The sequence below is a fragment of the Bradyrhizobium sp. STM 3562 genome (assembly GCF_045571435.1).
In the GTDB taxonomy this organism is placed as follows: Bacteria; Pseudomonadota; Alphaproteobacteria; order Rhizobiales; family Xanthobacteraceae; genus Bradyrhizobium.
Window position 1 is genome coordinate 4,107,985 of the sequence record NZ_CP120694.1, and the last position, 21,625, is coordinate 4,129,609.

The following is a 21,625-nucleotide window of genomic DNA, read 5'->3' on the forward strand; positions in this document are numbered from 1 at the left end:
GGCAGCCGCTGGATTCGCTCAGCTCGGCGACTGGTTTAGAGCCCGGTCGAAGCCTCGATCTTGAACTGTGCCAACGCGACGAACGGGTCAGTCTTCAATAGCTGAAGCAGCTTGAGTGCCGGCACCTTGCCGAGCGGCGTCAGCTTGAGAACCAACGTCTGCTGCGGCGTCTCGATGAAACGGGTGATCGCCTCCACGGCGCCTTCGGCATCGGGATTGGCCGCCGCAGCCTTCTCGCCATTGGTCTTGATCGCCTCCATGATCGCGCTGCGCGCCACTTCGCGGCTGACGCTTTGGCTGCGTGCATATTGCCCGACCAGCAGGTCGACGCCGCCGAGATCATGCAAGCTGAGCTCGACCGCGCCCGCCTCGATGTGTTCGGCCAGCGCAGCAGCCTGTTGCACATCGGGCGTAAATACTTCGCGTGGCACATGGGCGAGCGAAAGCCGTGCAGATGCCTTCAGCACGCCACCGATCTCCACCTCCATGGGCTCCAGCGCGAATGCGCCCGATGGCTCACGCCAGGCCGCGCCCAGATCAGCACCGAGCGCCACCGTGTCGATGCCGGCCGCGAGGAGCGGCAGTGCGGCCGGATTGCTCGCGTCGACGGGCGTGCTGATCTTTGCGGCGAGATGAGCCTCCGTCGGGATCGGTCCGACCAACTGGCCCCAATCGAAGCTGAAACTGTCGATGCTGACCTGTTTATTGGTGTCCTTGTAGGGCGCGACGAAGTTCTTGAGTTCGGCCCCGCCAATCACCTGGAACAATGCGAGCGCCTGGCCGGACGGCGGATTCGACAGCGACGCCGAAACACGCATGAGCTTGGCCAGATCGAGCGATTTGAGCGCGAAATGCTCGGCCCGTAACGGGCCTTTCGGCGTGCGCGCATCCAGGCCTTCCAGACCAAGATCGCCCCTTCCATTGTCGATGTTGAGCCGAAGGGAGGAGAGCTTGATGGGGCCTTGCGGCGTATCGATCGAAATGCCGCTGATCTCGAAATTGCCGACGCGGAGCCCTTCGTAGAGCCCCGCAAGCTTTTCCATCATCTCGTGCGCCTGCGCCGGGGGCGGGGTCGTGCCCGCCGCCGGAATAGCTGCCAGCAGGGCCGGCAACTGCAACCGCGATGGTCGCACCTCGACATCGTCAACCGCAATTCGATCGAGGTGCATGTGCACGCCTTGCTGCGACGTGACGTCGTAAGCGCCGGTCGCGATCTGCCGATAGACCCGGTAAGAGCGGTCGTCGTTGGCCTTCTCAGGATCGAGCACAGTCGCCGCCGCGGTCGCGTCGAGATCATGCAAAGTAAGATTGGCCAAAGTGCCGGTGAGGCGGTCGGTCTTGCCGGCCGTGTGGGTGTTGTATGCGAGACTGGCCTTGTCCACCGTGGCGGTTGCGATCTTGCCGTCCTCGATGCCCTGCATCGCCACCCCCGAATAGGTGAATTCACCTGCGAAAGGGATGTTCGCGCTGGATTTCACGACCGCCGATAGGCTGGGTACGGTGACCGAGGATGCGGTGACGCGGGCAAATTGGGCAATGGCGAATCGATAGAGGTCGATCGCCGAAGCCGACGCGGGCAACTGCGGGGGCTGCCGAGGGCTAGCATAGCCCGCCAGCAGGAGCTTCGGCACCTTGTAGGTATATTGCAGTTGCGAGCCGTTGAGGATGATCGCGAAGCTGATTTCGACGCCAGCGGCCTCAATCAGGTCAGCCGAGATGCGGGCGGCATCCGGTTGACCGACACCCGATGCCGTCAGGGTCGCAATTTTCAGGCTGAGCGGCGGCTGCCCGGTCGACTCGCTCGCGATATTCGCAATAGCGAGGGTTCGTTTCCACGGATCGTACGAAATCTTTCCATGGCTCGCCTTGGCGCCGGCGCTGCGGAATTGCTCGAAGGCCGCTTCGACCTCGGTCGCGACCCGATGCTGCAAATAAGACTCAAAGCCGAAATACCCCGCGACCGCCAACACCAGCGCGGCGATCAGTCCCGCCAGAATCTTCACCATTCCGTCAACTCCGGATTGCGCCGGGGGCATTTGCCACATTCTTGGGCGAACGGGTAGGGGATGGACGGCAGGGGTATGGTTCGCAGCCATGCCCGGTTGACTGCCGCGTCATCGAATGTTGCATGCAGACGGTTACACGTGCTTCACATCCGGCTCAACTTGCCGGAAAAGACGGTCCGGTTCTGGATTGAGAGTTCGGAGCCGGAAAGCGGGAGAATGCATGTCGTCCTATTCTGAAGATCTCCATTCCGCGGCGCTGGCCTATCATCGGCTGCCGCGGCCGGGAAAACTCGAAATCCAGGCGATCAAGCCGCTGGCCAACCAGCGCGACTTGGCGCTCGCCTATTCCCCGGGCGTTGCGGCCGCCTGTACGGAGATCGCCAAGGAGCCCGCCCAGGCGGCGGCGCTGACCGCGCGATCCAATCTGGTCGCGGTCGTCTCCAACGGCACCGCCGTGCTCGGGCTCGGCAATATCGGACCGCTGGCCTCCAAGCCGGTGATGGAGGGCAAGGCCGTCCTGTTCAAGAAATTCGCCGGCATCGATGTCTTCGACATCGAAATCGCCGCCGACACGATCGAGCGTGTGGTGGAGACGGTGGCGGCGCTGGAGCCGACGTTTGGCGGCATCAATCTCGAGGACATCAAGGGTCCGGAATGTTTCGAGATCGAAGCGCGCCTGAAGGAGCGCATGAAGATCCCGGTCTTCCACGACGACCAGCATGGCACCGCCATCATCGTCGGCGCGGCGATCACCAATGCGTTACTGCTGAACGGCAAGAAGCTCCCGGATGTGAAGATCGTTGCATCGGGGGCCGGCGCGGCCGCGCTCGCCTGCCTCAACCTGCTCGTGTCGATGGGCGCGCAGCGCAAGAACATCTGGGTCTGCGACATCGAGGGCCTGGTTTACCAGGGCCGCAACACCCTGATGGACCGCTGGAAAGAGGTCTATGCGCAGAAGACCGACAAGCGGAAGCTTGCGGACGTGATCGGCGGCGCGGATATCTTCTTGGGCCTTTCGGCGCCGAATGTGCTGACGCCGGACATGGTCAAGCAGATGGCGGACCAGCCGCTGGTGCTTGCGCTCGCCAATCCGGTCCCGGAGATCATGCCCGATGAGGCGCGCGCGGCGCGGCCCGATGCCATGATCTGCACCGGCCGCTCGGATTTCCCCAACCAGGTCAACAACGTCCTCTGCTTCCCCTTCATCTTCCGCGGCGCGCTCGATGTCGGCGCCACCGCGATCAACGAGGAGATGAAGCATGCGGCGGTGGCAGCGATCGCGCAGTTGGCACGCGATGCACCATCGGACGTGGTCGCGCGCGGCTTTGACAGCACGGAGGTGCAGGGGTTTGGCCCCGGCTCGCTGATCCCGAGCCCGTTCGATCCGCGGCTGATCCAGCGCATCGCGCCGGCGGTAGCGAAAGCCGCGATGGATTCCGGCGTCGCGACGCGACCGATCAAGAATTTTGACGAATATACCGCTGGCCTCGAGCGCTTCGCATTCCGCTCCGGTCTTGTCATGAAGCCGGTGTTTGCGAAAGCCAAGACCCAGCCGGTCCGTGTCATCTATGCCGAGGGCGAGGATGAGCGGGTGTTGCGTGCCACCCAGCAGGTGCTCGAGGAAAAGCTGGCCAAGCCGATCCTGGTTGGGCGGCCGTCGGTGGTGGAAGCGCGCATCAAGCGGCTCGGGCTTTCGATCAAGGCGGGCAAGGATTTCGACCTCGTCAACCCCGAGGACGATCCGCGTTACCGCTCTTACGTGCAGTCTTACATCGAGGTCGCCGGCCGCCGCGGCGTCACGCCGGACGCCGCGCGCACGGTGGTGCGCACCAACGCGACTGTCATCGCGGCGCTTGCCGTGATCCGCGGCGAAGCCGATGCCATGATCTGCGGCGTCGAAGGGCGCTATATGAGCCATTTGCGCCACGTGCGCGAGATCATCGGCTGCGCATCCGGGATCAGCGACTTCGCGGCTCTCGGGCTGTTGATCACGGCCAAGGGCGCCTATTTCATCGCGGACACCGAGGTGCGCTCCAATCCGAGCGCGGAAGAACTGGCCGAGATCGCGGCGCTGGCCGCCAACCACGTGCAGCGCTTCAATCTGAAGCCGAAGATCGCCTTCCTCTCGCATTCGGATTTCGGCAGCTACGACACCGAGTCCTCGCGCAAGGTGCGCCGCGCCACCGCACTTCTGAAGGAACATCATCCGGAGCTGGAAGCGGATGGCGAGATGCAGGGCGATACCGCGCTGTCGGAGGCCACGCGAAAGCTGGTCCTGCCGCACTCGCTGCTCGAAGGCGTAGCCAACATCATGATGATGCCGAATCTGGATGCCGCCAACGTGGCCCATCAGATGGTCAAGGTGCTGACGGACGCCGTCCCGGTCGGGCCGATCCTGATTGGACCCTCGCGGCCGGCCCATATTCTGACGCCGTCAGTGACTGCGCGTGGCATTCTCAACATGACGGCAGTCGCAGCCGTGGAGGCCCAGGAGCACGCTGGCCGGCAGCAGCCCGCCCTCTTCACCTGAAAGCCGGGATTCCCGACGTTGCGGCTTTCGGGCGTCGGGGCGCGATTGACGTTTGAAAAGCGTCAGCGGACCATCCATAATCCGCTTGCGCTTTTCTCGCGATCGATCCCGCGCCTGACACGCGTCTGACGAGGCCGACCATGCCAGCTCTCATTACTTTCGGGCGAGTTTTGTTTGCCGTGCTCTTCATCTATGTCGGCGCGACCAAGCTCTTCGCCATGCAGGCGACCGCCGATTTCATCGCAGGCAAGCTGGCGATTCCGGATCAGCTCGCCTCCTACGCGACGCAGGTGGAAACGCTGACGGGCATGACCATGCCGCAGGTCCTTGCGATCGCCGCCGGTGCGTTCGAAGTCATCGCGGGATTGATGATCGCGCTCAATTTCGGCGTGCGTTTCTTCGCGATCATCTTGATGCTCTACATCGCCGCCTCGACCTTCTTCTTCTACGACTTCTGGAATCAATCGCCGCCCGAGAACGCCAAGACCGTGGTCGACGCGCTCAAGAATCTCTCGATCATCGGCGCTCTGTTCATCATCGCCGGCTACGGGAGAGGACCGCGCCCGGCCGAGCCGGCCTACGGGGACGTATAGCGCCGGCTTCGCTCAACGTGGCCGGCGCCATGGCGTGACGGTGACGTCGTTGGCTGCGTCCAGGATTTGACTCTCGCCGGCGGCCAGGCCGTGCGAGGCGAGAACCTGTTGCGGCGAGCGCGCGGGGACCCCGCCAAAGCAGGGCTCGCCGCCGGGCAGGCGCACGCGCGCGGCCTGCGACAGCCAGAACGTGTCATAGCGATCCATGAACAGGTCGAACACGCTGGGCCCGCCGATGACGGCGGCCGTGCCCGATGTCACACCGGCCAGTTGGCAGGCTTCTTCGAAGCTGCAGCCGGCCGGATTCCACAGGATCGCCTTGGGATTTGCGGCATCGGGAGCAAGCGAAGCGATCTTGCGGGTCAGGATGAGCCGTTTTCGCCTGGGCGAATTGGGCTGATCTTCCTGCGAATTCCGGCCATGCACGATGAGAGCGGCGCGGTCGAGCGCCGCCGTGAAGAAGGCCTTGTCGGCATCGAATTTCAGTTCGTCCATCGCGTGATCGGCGTTGGCAAGCATGCCGTCGGCCGAGGCGATGACGTAGCCCTCGATGCGAAAGCCCGGCATGCGGGTCGCTCCCGACATCCGGCTATTTCCACTTGGCGCGGGTCCGATAGACCTCGACGCTCGGTTGGGCCTCATTGAAGATGTTCAATTTCGTGATCGAGACGTGACAGGCATCGACGCGTTCGTCGGCGAAGCACTTCTCGACGATCTCATCAAGCAGGGTTTCGAGCAAAGGCGTGTGCGGACGGTCTGGGAACTGCTTCAGAAAGTCCCTGATGCCATCGTAGTCGATGTAGCCGAACTGCTCGAGGCGCCGATGCTCGAGCCTGGCGAACAGGGTGACGTCGATCGAGAGCTTGTTGGGCCGTTCCGGGTGCTGCTCCCACGGATGTATGCCGCAGGAGGTCTCGACGACCACGTTCTTCAGCCGTACGATGACGTGGTCCGATTGCGCAAAGTTCATGACATCAGATTTATTCGCTGATCGAGCAGGCGCCAAGCTCGGCTTGCGGGCCCCGCGTGGGTGAAGAGCGGATACTGGCCTGCTGGCGGGAGATCTGCAAGCCGCGGTCAAGTCGGGCCGCGGCTTGGCGATCTTGCGGATAGCTATTGCGAGACGGTCGTCACGACGCTCGAGACCGGCCGCTGGCTCACCGTCGGCAGCTTGATATCCTCCTTCTGGAGTTCGGCATCATACTGCGGCAGCGACTGCACCGGCGCCTTGGCGCGCATCGCCACGACCTTGTAGCCCCCGGCCTTCAGGCGGTGCAGAAGCTCGGGCAGGGCTTCCGCCGTGTGCTTGTGGAAGTCGTGCATCAGGATGATGCCCTTGCCGAGCTTGTCGAGCTTCTTGAAGGTGACGTCGATGACCTGCTGGGCGTTCTTGGCCTTGAAGTCGAAGGAGTCGAGGTCGCAGGAGAAGATCGCGATGTTGCGGGTCCCGAGATAAGTGACCATCTGCGGCGGATGCTGCAGCGCCGGGAAACGGAAGAAAGGCGCCGGCGAGATGCCGCCCAGCGCCCACTTCACCGCGCTGATGCCTTTCTCGATTTCATCCTTGCGCTGATCGTCCGTGAGCTTCTTGTTGTTCAGGTTCGCGTGCGACCAGGTGTGCGTGCCGACGGTGTGGCCGGCAGCGTAAACCTGCTTGAGGATCTCGGGATAGTAGGTCGCATGCTTGCCGATCGAGAAGAAGATGCCGGTGGTGCATTCGTCGGCCAGCGTCTTCAACACCGACGGCGTGTTCTCCGGCCACGGACCGTCGTCGAAGGTCAGCACCACTTCGTGGTCATGCAGGAAGTCGAGCTCCTTGAAATGCTCGAAGCCGAAGCCCGGTCCACCTGTGGTGTCGATCTCCACGGTGCGGCCGACGCCGAGCGCATTGGGATTGTTGCAGGGCGGTCGCGCGGGCTGGACCTGCTTGGGAGCGGGCGTTGCCGTGGCCTGCTGCTGTGGCGCGGGTTGAGCGGGCGCGGCTTGTGGAGCCGCAGCGGCGGGCTTGGGAGAGGCGCTCTGCGACCAAGCGACGCCAGGCGCACACAGCGAAACTGCGAAGATCAATCCTGCCGCTATACGCATCTTGCTTTTCCTCGATTTGCGCCGCTCAGCACGCGGCGACCCTGTGCCGCTCGGCTAGGTGGCGCAAGCGCCGTCAGCCGGACCGTTTCACCCCGAAACATCATAATCGGACCGGCGGCCAAGGCAACGATTCGAGGCGCGAGTAGCCGAATTGTCGGTGGACCGGTTAATTCGACAGCTCCTCTTTCAGGCGTCGGCAAGGGCCCTGGCGATTGCCACTTTGATGCGGGTGTCGGTCGGTTCGACTGGCGATGCGAACACGTCGGCAATGTAGCCGTCGCGGCCGATGAGGTATTTGTGAAAGTTCCAGCGCGGAACATCCTTGGGTCGAGCTTCGGCGGCCCATCTGTAGAAAGGATGCGCGTTCGGGCCGATGACCACGGCCTTTGCGGCGATCGGAAAGGTAACGGCATATTGGTGGCGTGCGGTCTCCGCGATCTCGGCCGCGCCGCCCGGCTCCTGGCCGCCGAAATCATTGGAGGGAACGCCGATCAGCCCGAAGCCTCGGTCGTGAAACTCGGTCCAGAGCTGCTGCAGCCCGGCATATTGGGGCGTGTAGCCGCACAGCGAGGCCGTGTTGACGACGAGCAGCGGGCGGCCGGTGTACTCAGCGAGTCGGATCTCTGCGCCCGATAGCGCCGGGAAGGAAAACGCGTAGGCCGTGATACGGCTCATCGCGGGGTCGGCACGCGCATTGTCGTTCGCCACGGAAGCGGCAAGCGTGGCGAAGGAGCCCGCGATCACGGTCCTGCGGTCGATCATGGCAGCCTCCCTTGCAGCTACCCGCGACGATAGCCGAGCCGATCACCGCCCGCCGCTCAAGAAAGCGTTATGTGTGGCACCAGGGCAGCGGTAACAGCGGCATGTAATAGCCATTCCACTCGCAAACCGACTCCGGGCCGGTGCGCTTGAGCGCGTACTTGATCGGCTCGGCCTGGCCGACCGCGATGTGCAACGCCGCCAGCGTCACGGCGATCGGATAGGCCCATTTGTGGAAGCGCAGATCGCGCAGGCGGTCGAGCAGAACGGCGCCGGCGAGGATGATCAGCGGATCGGTGAAAATGAAATATTCGGATTTCAGCCCGCGCCTTACGCCAAGCGTATCGATCGCGATCGCCGCGAGCATCAAGAGCAGCGACTGCAGCGCGGCGCGCTTTTCGCCGCGCCTGTAGGCATAGACGATGCCGGGAATGATCAGCCAGGTCAGAAACACGGTTGGCCGCGCGGAGGAGTGCAGGACAAAGGTGTAGCGGGCGAGGACAGACCCGAAACCCTGAAGCAGCAACAGCAAGGCAGCGGCGGGGTTCGATCCGCTCGCGGCGCTGGAGGTGCCGGCATCGGCGAAGGTCAGCATCTTCTCGAGCGGATTGAACACGGCAATGACATTGCTCGTGTTGTAATCGACATCAAGCAGGAGCAGCGTGAGGGCGGCGCCGGCGAGCGCCGCGCAGATCGAGGTCAGCGTCTCGGCGGTGCTGATCCCCCACAGCAGGGCGTAGGCGATCATGCAGGCGCCGATGAGAACGGCGAGGGCGGCTTGATAGATCCCATAGCGGGCTAGGAGCAGCGGATGGAATTCCGCGGCGTCCAGCAGGTGGCGATCGAAACCGGTTGCCAGCAGTGGCCACGCGGCCCAAGCCGCGGCGAGCGCGACCGCGCCGGCGAATGCGGCCGCAACCCAGCTCCAGCGCGTATTTTGCCAGAAGGCAACGCTCGCGCTTCGCGCGCCGCCAAAGGACAGGATCACGACCGGAAGCACGCCGACCAACAGGATCGCCTGTACCTTGTTCTCCAGCCCCAGCACGCAAAGAGCGGCCGCGAGCGCAATTGCGAGCGGACGCCATGCAGTGGCGCGGCGCCCGCTGGCAATCAGGATCATCAGCGCGAAAATGACGGGGCATGCGGCGACCAGCTCGCTGCGCAGAATCCGCGAATGGACGGCAATGCCGCCGGACAAGGCGAAAGCCAGCACGGCCAGCATGGCGACGCGCCAGTCGCGCACGATGAAGCGCATGAGGCCTGCGAAGATCAGCACGCAGCCGATCGCGATCAGGAAAGCGAGCACGCGTCCAGCCCGCACGGCCGCCGTCATTGCGGAATCGAAAGCTGCGACGTCGCTCGCCTTTGGAATTGACGGCAGCGTATAAGCATCGAGCAGGCCCGCGCCGTGCAGCAGGCGGAACCATGATTTGACCGCCAGAATGGTGAGATAAGCGGTGTGATCGAAGAAATGCTGCGGCTTGCCATCGTTCATGACAAGCGCGTTGTAGATCACCATGAAATCCATGTCGGCGTTGCGCCAGTAGACGAGCGCATAGCCGAACAGGAGGAATGACGCGGCAAGGCCAGCGACGATCGCGGCCAGGCCCTTGCTCCAGCCAAGCGGAGTCAGCCGGTCGAAGGCATCATCGGTGACATCGGATCGCGGCGCGGCCGCCTCGGCGGGCGTGGAAAGCTGGGTCATGCGGGGGGTGTTTTAGCCGACCCGCTTCGATAAAGCGACCGCAGCGCGATGGCCCTGGCAATCGTGCTGTCCGCGCTTCGCGTGTCCCGGTTCCCGCCCAGCGCAGCGCGGCCCTTCGGATCCCTCGCACGGTCTAGCGCAGGGAGACGATGAAATCCGTGCCTTCGCCGGTTTCGCCCTGATTGATACCCTGATCGGAAACGATGATCGAACTGCCTGTCGTGAGCGCCTCCGCGATGCGGGCCATCACGTCGGCGGGCACGGTGATCCGGTCCAGCGCCTCGGCCGGGCTGTCCGGGACCGGCAACGGCTTGACCTCGTCCGCAACCGGACGCGCGCCCTTGCGGTGCGTCAGCGCGCGCTCGTTCTCGCGCCGAAGGCTGCGAGAGGAGACCGGCAGCGAGACCACCGTCCAGTGCAGCACGTTGGCGTCGGTCTTGTCGATGGCGGCGGTGAACACATGCGTGCCGAGCGGGCGGTCGCTGGGCGCGATCGTCACGGCGACATCGAAGAGCGGCGCAAAATTCTGCCGCACATAAAGCTTGGAGTCCTTGCGGCTGACGAACACCGCGATCTGGCCGCCGCGCCTGGCGATCTCGACCCTTGCGGCTGGAGCTTTTGCCGCGTCAGGCGGGCGGGTCTGATCCTTACCGGCATCGCTGCCGGGCGTGGTGTCCGTGGCCGCATCCGGCTTGCCATTCTCAGTCGGCGCAGCCGTAGCCGGATTGGTGGCTTCGGGGTTGGCGTCGTCCTGCTTCGGCCCCGCCTTTACGGCTTCCGCCTTTACGTCAGCGGGATCGGTCTGGCGTGCGGCCCCCGTGGTCTCGGGCTTGGGAGTATGACTGTCAGCATTAGCTGCGGCATCGGCTTGGTCTGAATCGCCCCCCGACCTCGGCGCTGCATTGGCGAGTTCGATCACATCTCCCTTCGACCCCAAAGATGCGTCCGACATTGTAGCGGGGGCCTCGCCGGTCCCCGTATCGCCGGTGGCGTCGGCGGTGCGGGTCTTTTCGCCCGGCGCCGCGTCCGCCGTCACGCCGTGACCGACAGTGGATCGCAGCTCCAGCGTGACCTCGGTTGGCTTGCCTTCGACCGTGCCCTTATCGGCCTTCGCTGCTAGCGCATCACTGCTGTCAGTCCCCGTAGACGATGCCGATTGCAGCGGGACCTTCAGGCTGGGGAGCAGGGGATGCGAGAAGCTCTCGGGCACCAGCTCGCCCGGCGTGACGAGCACGCGCGCACCGAGCCGGGTCCAATTCCACATCTTGATCGCGAAGGCCTCGGGCATGCGGATGCAGCCATGCGAAGCCGGATAGCCCGGGAGCACGCCGGCATGCAAGGCAACGCCCGACCAGGTGATGCGCTGCATGTACGGCATCGGCGCGCCGCTATAGATGTTGGAGTGATGCCATTTGTGCTTCTGGATGACGCTGAACACGCCCATCGGCGTTGGGTGGCCCCGCATGCCCGTCGATACCGGCGCCTGTGCGAAGAAGCCGTTCGCGTCGTAGATCTTCACCTGTTGCTTGTTGATCGAGACCGCGATGATCAGAGGTGATTGCGGTTTGGCCGCGGCGTCCTTTTCGGCAATATCCTTCTTGACGGGATGCGGTGTCCTCGGTCGTCGCGGCTGAAGCGCGGGCTCAGGCCGATAGTAATAGCCAGGGTCATACTCGCGCCAATAATAAACCGCGGCGTCCGCATGAGAGGTCGTGCCGACGGCTCCGGTGGCGGCCAGCGCGGCCGCCCGCCAAAATCGCGGGCTTGCCAGATCTGCAATCAAATCCCGATGGAAGCCCACGCGTAATATCCTCAAACTCCGACCGCTCTATGCGGTTTGTAGTTGCAGACGCAAAACGCGTTCACTGGCGTAGCGGTTCGAATCTTCGCGAGTTTGCGCGCGGAGCGTAGCAAAAAAGCCTCACATTCAGTTAATTGGCGCTTACCCCTTTGGCGCTCGTGTCAAGTCTTGGCGCGCTTAGATGGCAAAAGCGCGGCCACGGACCTTGTTTGCGATCTAAGGCTGGTCCAAAACGCGCCTCGAGCCGTACGCAATGACGTGCGCAAATCTATGATTTAGTGCTGTTTTTCGATTCGACCTGCGGATGGCAGGCGGCCGTACGGCGTTAGCGCCTTGAGATCGGCAGACCCGGAGATTCCAATGAGTTCACGAGCTGTAACCAAATTTAACAGCGGCTTGAGCAGGCTTGCCCTGCTGCTGCCGGTCTTGTTCACATTTTCGTTTTGTGCAGCGCGCGCCGCCGACGAGCCCGACCTGATCTTTCGCCGCTCCACGGTGTTCAAGCTGATGAGCCCGAACGACAAGCTCGCGACCTACGGCATCGACGATCCGGAGGTGGAGGGGGTCGCCTGCCATTTCACCGTGCCGGAGAAGGGCGGCTTCAAAGGTTGGCTCGGGCTCGCCGAACAGGTCTCGGACATTTCGCTGGCCTGCCGCCAGATCGGTCCGATCCGCTTCAAGCACAAGCTGGAGCAGGCCGACGACATGTTTCGGCAGCGCCGTTCGATGTTCTTCAAGAAGATGCAAATCGTTCGCGGCTGCGACGCCAAGCGCAACGTGCTGGTGTACATGGTCTATTCCGACAAGCTGATCGAAGGCTCGCCGAAGAACTCGACCTCGACCGTGCCGATCATGCCGTGGGGAGCCGCTGACAGCAGCGTGCAGAAATGCGGCGACTTCATCCAGTGACGCATGAGGCGGGGACGGAGCCCACGCCGCTTATCGACACGAACGAGGTATGCCGACCGGCAAGATCGGCTCGCCTTCCCCTATTTCTTCTTCGGTCCGAGGCGAGGCACGCATTTACGGGCTGGGACAACACCGGTCGGTGACATTTTTGCACCGGAGACTTCCTTGACCTCGCCGGCGGGGCAGGTACCGTCATCGACCAGAACACGTTGACCCAGCCGCAAGCTGACGATGTCCTGCTCACGTCCGACATACTGCGCATGAGCAGGTCGCGCGAGCGCGGCGAGCGCCAGGGCGAGCGCGGTGACGTGGCAAAGGCGGACGCATAACGGCAGCATCATGACGGGGCCAAGCATCCAGCTTCGAGTGTCCAGTTTGCGGGCCGTGACTGTAGGGACGGGCTTCTGATTCTGAAAGAGAGCGAAAGGCTGCCCGACTTCCCGCGAGGCGTGATTTGATACGGCGGCAATAGGAACAAGGGCGCAGATGAACAGCGAAACGACACAGAGGATCCTCGAAGCAGTCGATGCGGCTTTCGACGCGCAACTCGCGACGACGCGTGATTTTGTTGCGATCCCCTCGACCCGCGGTGCGGAGGGGCCGTGCCAGGACATGATCGGCGATCTCCTGCGCGAACGCGGTTATGAGGTCGACGATTGGCATATCGATCTCGACGAGCTGAAGGACCTGCGCGGCTTCGGACCTGTCGAACACGATTTCTCGAGGGCACGTACCGTGGTCGGCACCTACCGGCCCGCCACCGTGTCCGGAAAATCGCTGATCCTGCAGGGTCATTGCGATGTCGTGCCGGCAGGCCCGCTGGAGATGTGGGAGACGCCGCCATTTTCGCCCGTGGTCAGGGACGGCAAGATGTATGGGCGCGGCGCCTGCGACATGAAGTCGGGGACGATCGGCGCGCTGTACGCGCTCGATGCGATCAAGGCCGCGGGCTTCAAGCCGACGGCGCGGATTCACTTTCAATCCGTGATCGAGGAAGAGAGCACCGGCGTCGGCGCGCTCTCGACTTTGCAGCGCGGCTATCGGGCGGATGCATGCTTCATCCCCGAGCCGACCGGCGGCAAGATGGTGCGCTCGCAGGTTGGCGTGATCTGGTTTCGCCTGAAGGTGCGCGGCCATCCGGCGCATGTGTTCGAGGCAGGCATCGGCGCCAATGCCATTACCGCGGCCTATCATCTGATCGGCGCGTTGCAGAAGCTGGAAGCCGAATGGAACGAGCGCGCCAAGAGTGACCGCCATTTCAAGGGGCTCACCCACCCGATCAATTTCAATCCGGGCATCATCAGGGGCGGCGACTGGGCGTCCAGCGTGCCGGCCTGGTGCGACGTCGACTGCCGCATTGCGGTTCTGCCGGGCTGGTTGATTGCAGAGGCGCAGAACGAGATTCGCGCCTGCGTTGCGGCCGCCGCGCGCGATCATCGTTTCCTCTCCAACAATCCGCCTGATGTGGAATGGTCGGGTTTCCTCTCCGAAGGCTATGAGCTGAAGGACTCCGCGGAGCCCGAAGCCGCGTTCGGCAAGGCCTATGCGGCGGCCTACGGGGGCGAGGTCGAGGACCTTGTCTTCACAGCGCTGACCGATACGCGCTTCTACGGATTGAACTACAATATCCCGAGCCTGTGCTTTGGCGCCGCCGGCGCGGCCATGCACGGCTTCAACGAATATGTCGATCTGCAGAGCTTGCGCAAATCGACCAAGGCGACCGCGCTGTTCATTGCGGAATGGTGCGGGGTGGAGAAGGCGTGAGATGCGGAGCGCGCGCCGCCGCGGTGCCATTGCGGGCGGAAGTGTTTGTCGACTCGGCGAACCGCGCGAGTCAGCAGCCCAGATGAGCGCAGCGGATCCGGGATAGCTCCCAAACGATGGCCGTAACTGGAGCCAGCCGCGCCAGGCGCGATGGCATTGAAAAAGCGGCTTAAGCTGCGGAGCGGGATCGCAATGACGTTTACCAGTGCCGCTTTCACGCCGCCGTGTCCGCGGCGTACTGCGCGATGCCGTGGCCGAGGGACCAGTTCTCGGGCAGCGTCTCAACGAGATTGATGAAGACATCCTCCGGGCGAACGCCGGGATTGTTGACGAGCTTTTCGGCGATGCGGCGATAAAGCGCCTTCTTTTGCGCAAGCGTACGCGTGTTGTTGACGGTCAGCTCAATGATGACGAGATCATCGCTGCGCGCGATTCCGAGATAAGTGGGGCTGCAGCGGAAGTCAGCCGCGTCATGCTCCGCGACTACCATGAAGAAGTCATCCTCGGGCACATTGAAGGTCTCGCGCATCGCTTCGTAGAGCCCGTCGAGAATGGCCTGCCGGTAGGCGGTGGGCTTGCCCCGGCGCAGAGAGATACGGGTGAGCGGCATGGTGTGATCCTCCTTGACGAAATGAGCTGTCAGCTTCATTGTTTTAAACACGATGTCAAAAACACATTCTTGACGTCGTGTCAAATAACTTTTGGCGCGCATCAGGAGCGGGGATTGGACCTATTGGAGTCCAGAGGAGAGAGAACATGCGGCCGCGAGAGTTTGACCATGACGACGTCTTGCGCATCGCGTTCGATCAATTTTGGCGCAAAGGTGTGCGCGGAACGTCGCTCTCGGACATCGCGCGTGAAGCGAAGGTCCAGCGCGGCAGCCTCTACAACGCGTTTGGCAGCAAGGAATTGCTATTCCTCTGCGCCTACGAGCGCTATGCGAGCGAATATCTGAGCTCTGTTCAAAGGGCGCTCAGCTCGGGGACATTGCGCGATCGCCTGACAGCGTTCTTCGATCTGACAATCAAGAATTTCCGTTCCGGCTCGCCGCCCCGCGGATGTCCTACCACGCGGGGCCTGATGGAATTGGCGTCGGTCGAAGGTGAGGGGCTGGATGAGAACGCACGGCGCGCCTTCGCGGATTTCGTGGCTCGTATCACCGGTCTCGTCCAGGAAGCGTTGTCCAAGGGCGCTAAGAGAGGCGAGTTCAAGGGAGCCCCTGAAATCGCTGCGTTACACATTGTCACCGTGACGCGCGGACTGGCCGTGCTTGAACGCGCCTTCGGCGACGAGACCCAGCTTCAGAGGATTGCCACACACACGGTGAATCTGATCCTCGGGACATCAACCCGCGCGACGCGCAAAGAGTAGCGTAGCCCCCAATCCGCACATGACGGCGCCCGACGCCTGCCGCGTCCTGTCGATCAATGAGGGTCGCCTTGCAAGCCCGGCTCGCGCTTTCGCTGCCCCAAAGGTCACGATCAAATCAACGCTGGTGTTGAGCGCAACCGAGATGAGCCCGAGGACGATGAACTGCGTGGCCACGTTCGCGGAGGGGTCGACGAATTGCGGGATGAAGGCGAGAAAGAATGCGGCCGTCTTCGGGTTCAGCGCCTCGACGACGATGCCTTCGCGAAAGGCCCGGCGCAGCCCGGTTGTCCGCACCTCGGTTGGTTCGGCGAGGCGCGCTCCGCGCCACGTCTTGAGCCCGAGCCAGATCAGATAAAGGGCTCCCGCGATCTTCAGCAAGGTGAAGGCTTTCGCGCTTGCCATCACGAGCGCGGAGAGGCCGACGCCGCCGGCGAGAACGTGGACAAGCCCGCCGAGACCGAGGCCAACGCTCGATGCCAATCCTTCCGTTCTGCCGCCGGCGAGCGTTCGCGCCACGATGTAGAAGATGCCTGGTCCCGGTGTGATCGCCACAAGCAGCGCCGCTGCCAAGAACAGGAGCAAGATCTGGAAACTGGGCATCGCTCACCGATAATCGCTTCACCGCACGAAATCTACATGCGGATCAGTAGCATAATCCCCGGGGAGCTTGCCCCGGGAAAATCCGGATGTCGCCTGCGGTCATCCGGGCGACGCTTGCTATTCCCATCTTCTAATGTAAGCCCTAGCCGGTCCGTTTCCTGCCGGGGGGATCGCCAATGGAAAGCCCAGCTTGCGTTGGGCGTAGAAGTAGAATGCGTAGAAGCAAAAAGGGAGTGAAAGGGAGAGCATGGCGCGCAACATTCTGATCCTTGGGGCCTCCTACGGCTCCCTGCTGGGGACGAAGCTCTTGATGGCAGGTCACAACGTGACCCTGGTTTGCCGCAAGAAGACGGCGGAGCTTATCAACCGCGATGGTACCGAAGTCCGCGTCAAGCTGCGTGACGAGGCGGTGCACCGGGCAATCTTCTCACGCGATCTGCCCGGCACCTTGGATGCGACGACGCCTGCTGACGTCGACGTCTCCCGCTATGATCTGGTTGCGCTTGCGATGCAGGAACCGCAATACGCCAATCACACGGTCCGCGTTCTCATGGTCAAAATCGCCGAGGCGAGGCTGCCTTGTCTTTCGATCATGAACATGCCGCCCTTGCCCTATCTCAAGCGGATTCCGGCATTGGCGGACATGAATCTCGAGGAGGCCTACACCAATGCGCAGGTGTGGGAGCGGTTCAAGCCGGGGCTGGTGACGCTCTGTTCGCCTGATCCGCAGGCCTTCCGTCCGCCGGAAGAGGCGGCGAACGTCCTTCATGTCGGGCTGCCGACAAACTTCAAGGCGGCGACATTTGCAGATGAAACGCACAACAAAGTGCTTCGGGAGCTGGAAGCGGACATCGACGCGGTGACATTGGATGGCCACGACGTGCCGGTGAAGCTCAAAGTGTTCGACTCGCTGTTCGTCCCGCTGGCCAAGTGGTCGATGCTACTCACCGGGAATTACCGCTGCATCACGCTGCACGAGCCGCAATCGATCCGGGATGCCGTGCACGGCGATCTGAAGCTCTCGCAGTCCATCTACGAGCATGTCGACACTGTGGCCCGGCGTCTGGGGGCGGAGGCGAAGGATCAGGTTCCTTTCGAGAAATATGCCAAGGCGGCGGAAAGCCTGCTCAAGCCTTCATCGGCGGCGCGGGCGGTGGCCAGTGGAGCGCCCTTCATCGAGCGGGTCGATCTTCTGGTGAAGTTGATCTCGCATCAGCTTCGCATGCCCAACGCCGAGATCGACCGCACGGTCGAGACCGTCGATCAGAAACTGAACGAGAGGATCGTGCCGGGCGGATCCGGTTCATTGTGAGGTGCGCCCTCGCAGTTCGCGACGGGGCGCGAGACGCGATTTCAACCTGCGGCGAAGTTAGGCCCAGCCACCCTCATTCGGGAGGCTTCAGTCCACCGTGAAGCCAACCGACGGCATCGGAATCGATGGGATCTACGGGAGCTTGTGCTTCGTAGATCACTCCGCATTTCGTGCATCTCAACGTCCGGTGCTCGAACCCAGGTCTCCCCGGTACAACACGCAAGACATCCATCGAGGCCTCACACGCCGGACAGCGCGGACGTATGACTTGACTGGGCGAAAGCTTGTTTGTGAGTTGCGCGTCAGGCACGAGGTACTCCTTTCCTTTTCTGAGGGCGGGAGCACAACACTCTCTGTCACCGCTAGATGCCTCGGAGGGCGGTGATACAGACAGCCTACGCCCAGTCGGTGCGCCGCGCACGTTAAAACTGCAGGCGCGAGCGAGCTTCTTGAGAGGGATATCGGTCAGCTTTGGCGCGGCTGGGCAACATTGGCGGACGATCCTCTCCGGCCGGTGCCGCTTGCGGCGCGCTTCTTGGCGGGAGCGGCGATCAGTCCGTCTCGAATGGCCTGCTTGCGCGCGAGCTTGTGCCGCCGCCGAATGGCTTCAGTCTTCTCTCTTGCCGCCTTGTCCGATGGCTTCTCATAGAAGCGCTTGCGGCGCATTTCTCTGAACACGCCCTCGCGCTGCATTTTTTTCTTGAGGACACGAAGCGCCTGATCGACGTTGTTGTCTCGAACGAATACCTGCACGCGTATTGCTCCTCAAGATTGGTTGACGCACAAATCGGTCGAAGGCTAGGGCGAGGATGCGTCTGCATCCGGACGACCGAAGCTTATCAAGGCACGAGCCCGGTACGGATCAGCCGGGGGAATGTGGCGCCGCTGCAAAATTCGCTGTTTCGTGGCGGCGCTTGCGCTGCCTTTAGGAGAGAAACGTCAGGTCCGGTCCTTTGATCCGGTTGCTCGGGCGAGTTCCCGAATATGATGCTCGGCGCCGGCAATCTGGCGCTTCACTAGCTCGGATTGAGCGGTGGCAACATCCTGAAGGCTGGCGGTCGACGCCACCTTCCGCGCGTGCTCGAAGCTGGTTTTCAAGCTCTCTTCCGAGAATGCGAGCACTTGCTTGGTGAGCTCTGCCGTCGAGGTCGTGCTCGCTGCACTCGACCTGCGCGCCGCGTCAAACAACAAGGCGAACACTTGTTCAGCCTGGTCGATCGTCCTCTCCGCGAGCTGACGCAGCTCGGCGGGAACTTCCAACTTCGGTTCAGTCATCGTCTTCCCGCCTGTCAGCTTCGTGATCATATGGCGCGGATCGAGGCTTGAACAGGGGCGGGGCTTTCTTTTTGATCCTTGATTGAGCCTTGGCTTGCGAGCTCAGGAGTTTCGAGTCCTGACCCCGCTTGTGCTTTGTCGAGAAAGCGCCTACCGTGGCCGAGTTCGATTAGCCGCTGTGCCTTTCTGAATGCGCCTGCGGGCTCCTTCCCAAAGACATCCGACCAGTTGAATCTGAAATCGCGTGACGTCACGCGAATGCGCTTTGGAGAAGAAAAATGCCGACAGGTACTGTTAAGTGGTTCAATGGTCAGAAGGGCTTTGGCTTTATCCAGCCCAACGACGGTGGAAACGATGTGTTCGTACACATCTCTGCCGTGGAGCGGGCTGGTCTTTCCGGCCTGGCCGAGGGCCAGAAGGTTTCGTTTGAGCTCAAGACCGACAAGATGCGTGGTAAAGTAAGCGCCGAAAACTTGTCGCTGGCTTAATCGCTACGCCATTTCACGGATGTACTGAAATGGCCGTATTGCCCGCTCGATCCCGGGATTGAGCGGGCATTGCTTGTTTTCCAATTCGGACGGGCGATGAGCGGCAAGAAACCAGTCGAACCTTCCCCTGAAAGTCTCTTACGCGCCAAGCGGCAGCGTTTGGCGCAGGAAGAGGGCGCGCGAGCGATGGCGGATCTGGAGAAGCAAGCCATCGAAGTCCGTCAAAACATGCAGCGTCTTCGCGCGTTGCGGGAAGCGAAGGAAGCGGACGAGGTGAAAAAGTCGGATGCTCCTCCGCAAGCCGCAAAGAGGAGGCGCAAGAGACGGATTGTACGATACGGCTGAATCCAGCGATTGTCTGCCCGGCAAGCTGCAGCCGACGCTCTGTCACGAACTGAGGAGGCGGCCTCATGTCCAAAACTGTGCGGATCGTGCCGGAGGTCAAGTCGTGTGACGGGCAAGCGATCACTTTGTCCTGGCCATAGGCACGGTTCGGCAGATGTGTCGCCTTGAGACGACATTCCGGACGCAGAACCAGGCGCTCAGCTATCTTCACAAACATCGGACGGAATTTGAGCGCGCCGCTCGTGAAAGATTCGCGCGTGGTGAAATTCACGACGGCATCGTTCATCTTACGATGCTCTAGGCCGGGGGCTCGATGTGTTCGCGCTAGCAACCTGCGCCGCGAACGCGTGCACCACGGAGGTCGGCTGGATGCCCGTCCCAACTCATCCGTGCGCAAGGCCGAGCACACCGCAACCATTACCTCGGACGTCATTGCCTGAATGACCTGCTGCGTTCATGCTGTCGCGCCGTAACCGGCAGAGCAAACGGGAGGACGCATGACGCCGCTGGAAAAAATCAACTCTTTGAACATGCCATTCGCGGAACTGAAGGGCGTCAGCTTCACCGAGGCGAGCCAGGACAAGGTCGTGGCGCGGATGCTGGTGCGGCCTGAGCTGTGCACGCTCGGCCACATCCTTCACGGCGGCGCCGTGATGGCGCTCGCCGATTCCGTCGGCGCGGCTGCGACCGTGATCAACCTGCCGGAAGAGGCGAAGGGCACCACGACGATTGAAAGCAAGACCAATTTCATCGGGCCAGCCAAGGAGGGCACCACCGTGGTCGCCACGGCAACGCCCGTGCATCGCGGCCGCCGTACCCAGGTCTGGCAGACGCGATTGGAGACCGAGGAGGGCAAGCTGGTCGCCGTCGTCACCCAAACTCAGATGGTCCTCTTGTGACCATGGCGGCCGGAGTTTGTTAACGATTTGTTGCTGCTGATCGCCGAAATTGGGCCGAGCGCGGTCTTGAATTTCATGGTGCAATGCACAATATTCCCGCTCAACTAGGGATTCGACGCCTCCTCGAGGGCTTTTCCAAGAGGAGTTTGAAGTGCCACACGAAGATACCTACCGCCCTCGGCCGGGCTTCGGCTATGTGCGGACTCTGAGCCAACGGGAAGAATTGCCGCTGCTGCGCGATCACCTGTTGAGGCTCGATGCGGAAAGCCGGCACGATCGCTTCAACGGCTTTTTGGACGACAGTTTCATTGAGCGTTACGCCGCCAAATGCGCTGACGATGGCACCGTCATCGTCGCTTATATGGAAAGCGGCGTCGTGCGCGGTGCGGCCGAATTGCATCCGCCAGAGCAGTCGGAGGACGGGCTGCCTGAAGTCGCCTTCAGCGTGGAAAGGTGCGTGCGCCGGCAGGGCGTCGGCAGCATCCTGTTCAAGCGGGTGATCTCGGAAGCGCAGTGGAAGGGCTATCGCCGCCTGCGCATCACGACCGGCGCGCAGAATCACGCGATGCGGGCGCTGGCCGCGAAATTCGGCGCGCGTCTGGTGTTCCGGCGCGGTGAATCCACCGGCACGATCGACGTGCCGCTGCAGCCGCAGGCTGAGCTTGCCAAGCTCGCCATCGATACGCCGCTGGTCGCTGCGCGCGCGATGGTGAATCTCAACCGCGCCTGCTGGAAGCTGTTTTCCAGAATGTACAGTTCAGGGCGCGCGGCTTGAGCTGCGCTCCCCTCAGCTTTCTCTCTTCATCGAAGGAAATTCAGGGCCCGCATCGACGCGCGCGGGCCGGGGATCTTAAGTCCCGGTCCGCTTGGTCGTCGCCAATCGCCTGACGACCCGCCGCTCGACGACGACGGCGCGCTGCGCGCCTTGCTCGCCCGCGATTACCCGCGTGACGCCACCGGTCCGCGCGGCCACGCGGTTCTGCTTCTTCACTTCAGCCTGTACGACATCGAGCGGCATCCCCATCAGGGCCGCCGCGATTTCCGCCTGCGCCTCGAGATCCTCGGTGATTCCGGCCGCGGCGAAGATCGCTTCATCGAGGGTGGGCGGATCGCGCCTGACGCGTCGCGGTCCATACTTGGTATTCCAGTCTTCGCTCATTGGGGCCTCTCGTTGATCCGGGAT

The 21,625-nt window shown here is 62.6% G+C and carries 23 protein-coding genes; 10 read left to right on the forward strand and 13 right to left on the reverse strand.

Annotation, left to right across the window (positions count from 1 at the left end; all coding sequences use genetic code 11):
- Positions 1–35 precede the first annotated feature (35 nt).
- Positions 36–2,006 (reverse strand): hypothetical protein, encoded by a 1,971-nt coding sequence (locus P6U23_RS18915; RefSeq protein WP_407181196.1) that lies wholly within the window; start codon positions 2,004–2,006, stop codon positions 36–38.
- Positions 2,007–2,226: 220 nt separating this feature from the next.
- Here P6U23_RS18915 and P6U23_RS18920 point away from each other — a divergent pair, with 220 nt between their 5' ends.
- Together P6U23_RS18920 and P6U23_RS18925 are read left to right on the forward strand one after the other, a co-directional pair.
- Positions 2,227–4,536, forward strand: coding sequence for an NADP-dependent malic enzyme (locus P6U23_RS18920; RefSeq protein WP_407181197.1), 2,310 nt, complete (start codon positions 2,227–2,229; stop codon positions 4,534–4,536).
- 140 nt (positions 4,537–4,676) lie between these two features.
- Positions 4,677–5,129, forward strand: coding sequence for a DoxX family protein (locus P6U23_RS18925; RefSeq protein ID WP_407181198.1), 453 nt, complete (start codon positions 4,677–4,679; stop codon positions 5,127–5,129).
- Between the two features lie 12 nt (positions 5,130–5,141).
- Here the strand turns inward: P6U23_RS18925 and P6U23_RS18930 are convergent, their stop codons facing one another.
- The 6 genes from P6U23_RS18930 to P6U23_RS18955 all read right to left on the reverse strand — a co-directional run bounded on the left by P6U23_RS18930 (position 5,142) and on the right by P6U23_RS18955 (position 11,479).
- A complete protein-coding gene (locus P6U23_RS18930) occupies positions 5,142–5,714 on the reverse strand; it encodes a dihydrofolate reductase (protein ID WP_407181199.1) in 573 nt (190 codons plus the stop codon).
- 4 nt (positions 5,715–5,718) lie between these two features.
- A complete protein-coding gene (locus P6U23_RS18935) occupies positions 5,719–6,099 on the reverse strand; it encodes a dihydroneopterin aldolase (protein ID WP_407181200.1) in 381 nt (126 codons plus the stop codon).
- 143 nt (positions 6,100–6,242) lie between these two features.
- Positions 6,243–7,214 (reverse strand): polysaccharide deacetylase family protein, encoded by a 972-nt coding sequence (locus P6U23_RS18940; protein ID WP_407181201.1) that lies wholly within the window; start codon positions 7,212–7,214, stop codon positions 6,243–6,245.
- A gap of 186 nt (positions 7,215–7,400) precedes the next feature.
- Positions 7,401–7,976, reverse strand: coding sequence for a glutathione peroxidase (locus P6U23_RS18945; protein ID WP_407181202.1), 576 nt, complete (start codon positions 7,974–7,976; stop codon positions 7,401–7,403).
- Between the two features lie 67 nt (positions 7,977–8,043).
- On the reverse strand, positions 8,044–9,678 hold the full coding sequence (locus P6U23_RS18950; RefSeq protein WP_407181203.1) for a hypothetical protein: 1,635 nt from the start codon (positions 9,676–9,678) through the stop codon (positions 8,044–8,046).
- Positions 9,679–9,811: 133 nt separating this feature from the next.
- Positions 9,812–11,479: a L,D-transpeptidase gene (locus P6U23_RS18955; RefSeq protein WP_407181204.1), complete on the reverse strand. Its 1,668-nt coding sequence runs from the start codon at positions 11,477–11,479 to the stop codon at positions 9,812–9,814.
- A gap of 360 nt (positions 11,480–11,839) precedes the next feature.
- Between P6U23_RS18955 and P6U23_RS18960 the strand changes: the two genes are divergently transcribed.
- The gene (locus tag P6U23_RS18960) at positions 11,840–12,388 is read left to right on the forward strand and encodes a CreA family protein (protein ID WP_407181205.1); all 549 of its coding nucleotides are present in this window, start codon (positions 11,840–11,842) and stop codon (positions 12,386–12,388) included.
- Between the two features lie 80 nt (positions 12,389–12,468).
- On the opposite strand, the gene P6U23_RS18965 is transcribed toward P6U23_RS18960, so the two are convergent.
- Entirely contained in the window at positions 12,469–12,726 is a 258-nt protein-coding gene (locus tag P6U23_RS18965; protein ID WP_407181516.1) for a DUF6719 family protein, read from the reverse strand.
- 148 nt (positions 12,727–12,874) lie between these two features.
- Between P6U23_RS18965 and P6U23_RS18970 the strand changes: the two genes are divergently transcribed.
- Positions 12,875–14,152: an ArgE/DapE family deacylase gene (locus tag P6U23_RS18970; protein ID WP_407181206.1), complete on the forward strand. Its 1,278-nt coding sequence runs from the start codon at positions 12,875–12,877 to the stop codon at positions 14,150–14,152.
- Positions 14,153–14,366: 214 nt separating this feature from the next.
- Here P6U23_RS18970 and P6U23_RS18975 read toward each other — a convergent pair whose 3' ends face one another.
- The gene (locus P6U23_RS18975; protein ID WP_407181517.1) at positions 14,367–14,762 is read right to left on the reverse strand and encodes a tautomerase family protein; all 396 of its coding nucleotides are present in this window, start codon (positions 14,760–14,762) and stop codon (positions 14,367–14,369) included.
- A 179-nt stretch (positions 14,763–14,941) separates the two neighbouring features.
- On the opposite strand from P6U23_RS18975, the gene P6U23_RS18980 reads away from it, so the two are divergent.
- Entirely contained in the window at positions 14,942–15,523 is a 582-nt protein-coding gene (locus P6U23_RS18980) for a TetR/AcrR family transcriptional regulator (protein ID WP_407181207.1), read from the forward strand.
- Here P6U23_RS18980 and P6U23_RS18985 read toward each other — a convergent pair.
- Positions 15,497–16,123, reverse strand: a complete 627-nt coding sequence (locus P6U23_RS18985) for a LysE family translocator (RefSeq protein WP_407181208.1) — start codon at positions 16,121–16,123, stop codon at positions 15,497–15,499. The genes P6U23_RS18980 and P6U23_RS18985 overlap by 27 nt on opposite strands.
- A gap of 247 nt (positions 16,124–16,370) precedes the next feature.
- Here P6U23_RS18985 and P6U23_RS18990 point away from each other — a divergent pair, with 247 nt between their 5' ends.
- Positions 16,371–17,435 carry a ketopantoate reductase family protein gene (locus tag P6U23_RS18990; protein ID WP_407181209.1) on the forward strand — a complete coding sequence of 355 codons (1,065 nt, stop codon included), beginning with the start codon at positions 16,371–16,373 and terminating at the stop codon, positions 17,433–17,435.
- Positions 17,436–17,900: 465 nt separating this feature from the next.
- On the opposite strand, the gene rpsU is transcribed toward P6U23_RS18990, so the two are convergent.
- Together rpsU and P6U23_RS19000 are read right to left on the reverse strand one after the other, a co-directional pair.
- A complete protein-coding gene (gene rpsU, locus P6U23_RS18995; protein ID WP_407181210.1) occupies positions 17,901–18,188 on the reverse strand; it encodes a 30S ribosomal protein S21 in 288 nt (95 codons plus the stop codon).
- Positions 18,189–18,374: 186 nt separating this feature from the next.
- Entirely contained in the window at positions 18,375–18,710 is a 336-nt protein-coding gene (locus P6U23_RS19000) for a phasin family protein (RefSeq protein WP_407181211.1), read from the reverse strand.
- Between the two features lie 278 nt (positions 18,711–18,988).
- Here P6U23_RS19000 and P6U23_RS19005 point away from each other — a divergent pair, with 278 nt between their 5' ends.
- The 4 genes from P6U23_RS19005 (at position 18,989) to P6U23_RS19020 (ending at position 21,217) form a co-directional block, all read left to right on the forward strand.
- Positions 18,989–19,198 carry a cold-shock protein gene (locus P6U23_RS19005; protein WP_024510255.1) on the forward strand — a complete coding sequence of 70 codons (210 nt, stop codon included), beginning with the start codon at positions 18,989–18,991 and terminating at the stop codon, positions 19,196–19,198.
- Positions 19,199–19,294: 96 nt separating this feature from the next.
- A complete protein-coding gene (locus tag P6U23_RS19010; protein WP_407181212.1) occupies positions 19,295–19,543 on the forward strand; it encodes a transcriptional regulator in 249 nt (82 codons plus the stop codon).
- A 497-nt stretch (positions 19,544–20,040) separates the two neighbouring features.
- Positions 20,041–20,442 carry a PaaI family thioesterase gene (locus P6U23_RS19015; RefSeq protein ID WP_407181213.1) on the forward strand — a complete coding sequence of 134 codons (402 nt, stop codon included), beginning with the start codon at positions 20,041–20,043 and terminating at the stop codon, positions 20,440–20,442.
- A gap of 151 nt (positions 20,443–20,593) precedes the next feature.
- On the forward strand, positions 20,594–21,217 hold the full coding sequence (locus P6U23_RS19020) for a GNAT family N-acetyltransferase (protein ID WP_407181214.1): 624 nt from the start codon (positions 20,594–20,596) through the stop codon (positions 21,215–21,217).
- A gap of 75 nt (positions 21,218–21,292) precedes the next feature.
- Here the strand turns inward: P6U23_RS19020 and P6U23_RS19025 are convergent, their stop codons facing one another.
- The gene (locus P6U23_RS19025) at positions 21,293–21,601 is read right to left on the reverse strand and encodes a hypothetical protein (protein WP_024510250.1); all 309 of its coding nucleotides are present in this window, start codon (positions 21,599–21,601) and stop codon (positions 21,293–21,295) included.
- Positions 21,602–21,625 lie beyond the last annotated feature (24 nt).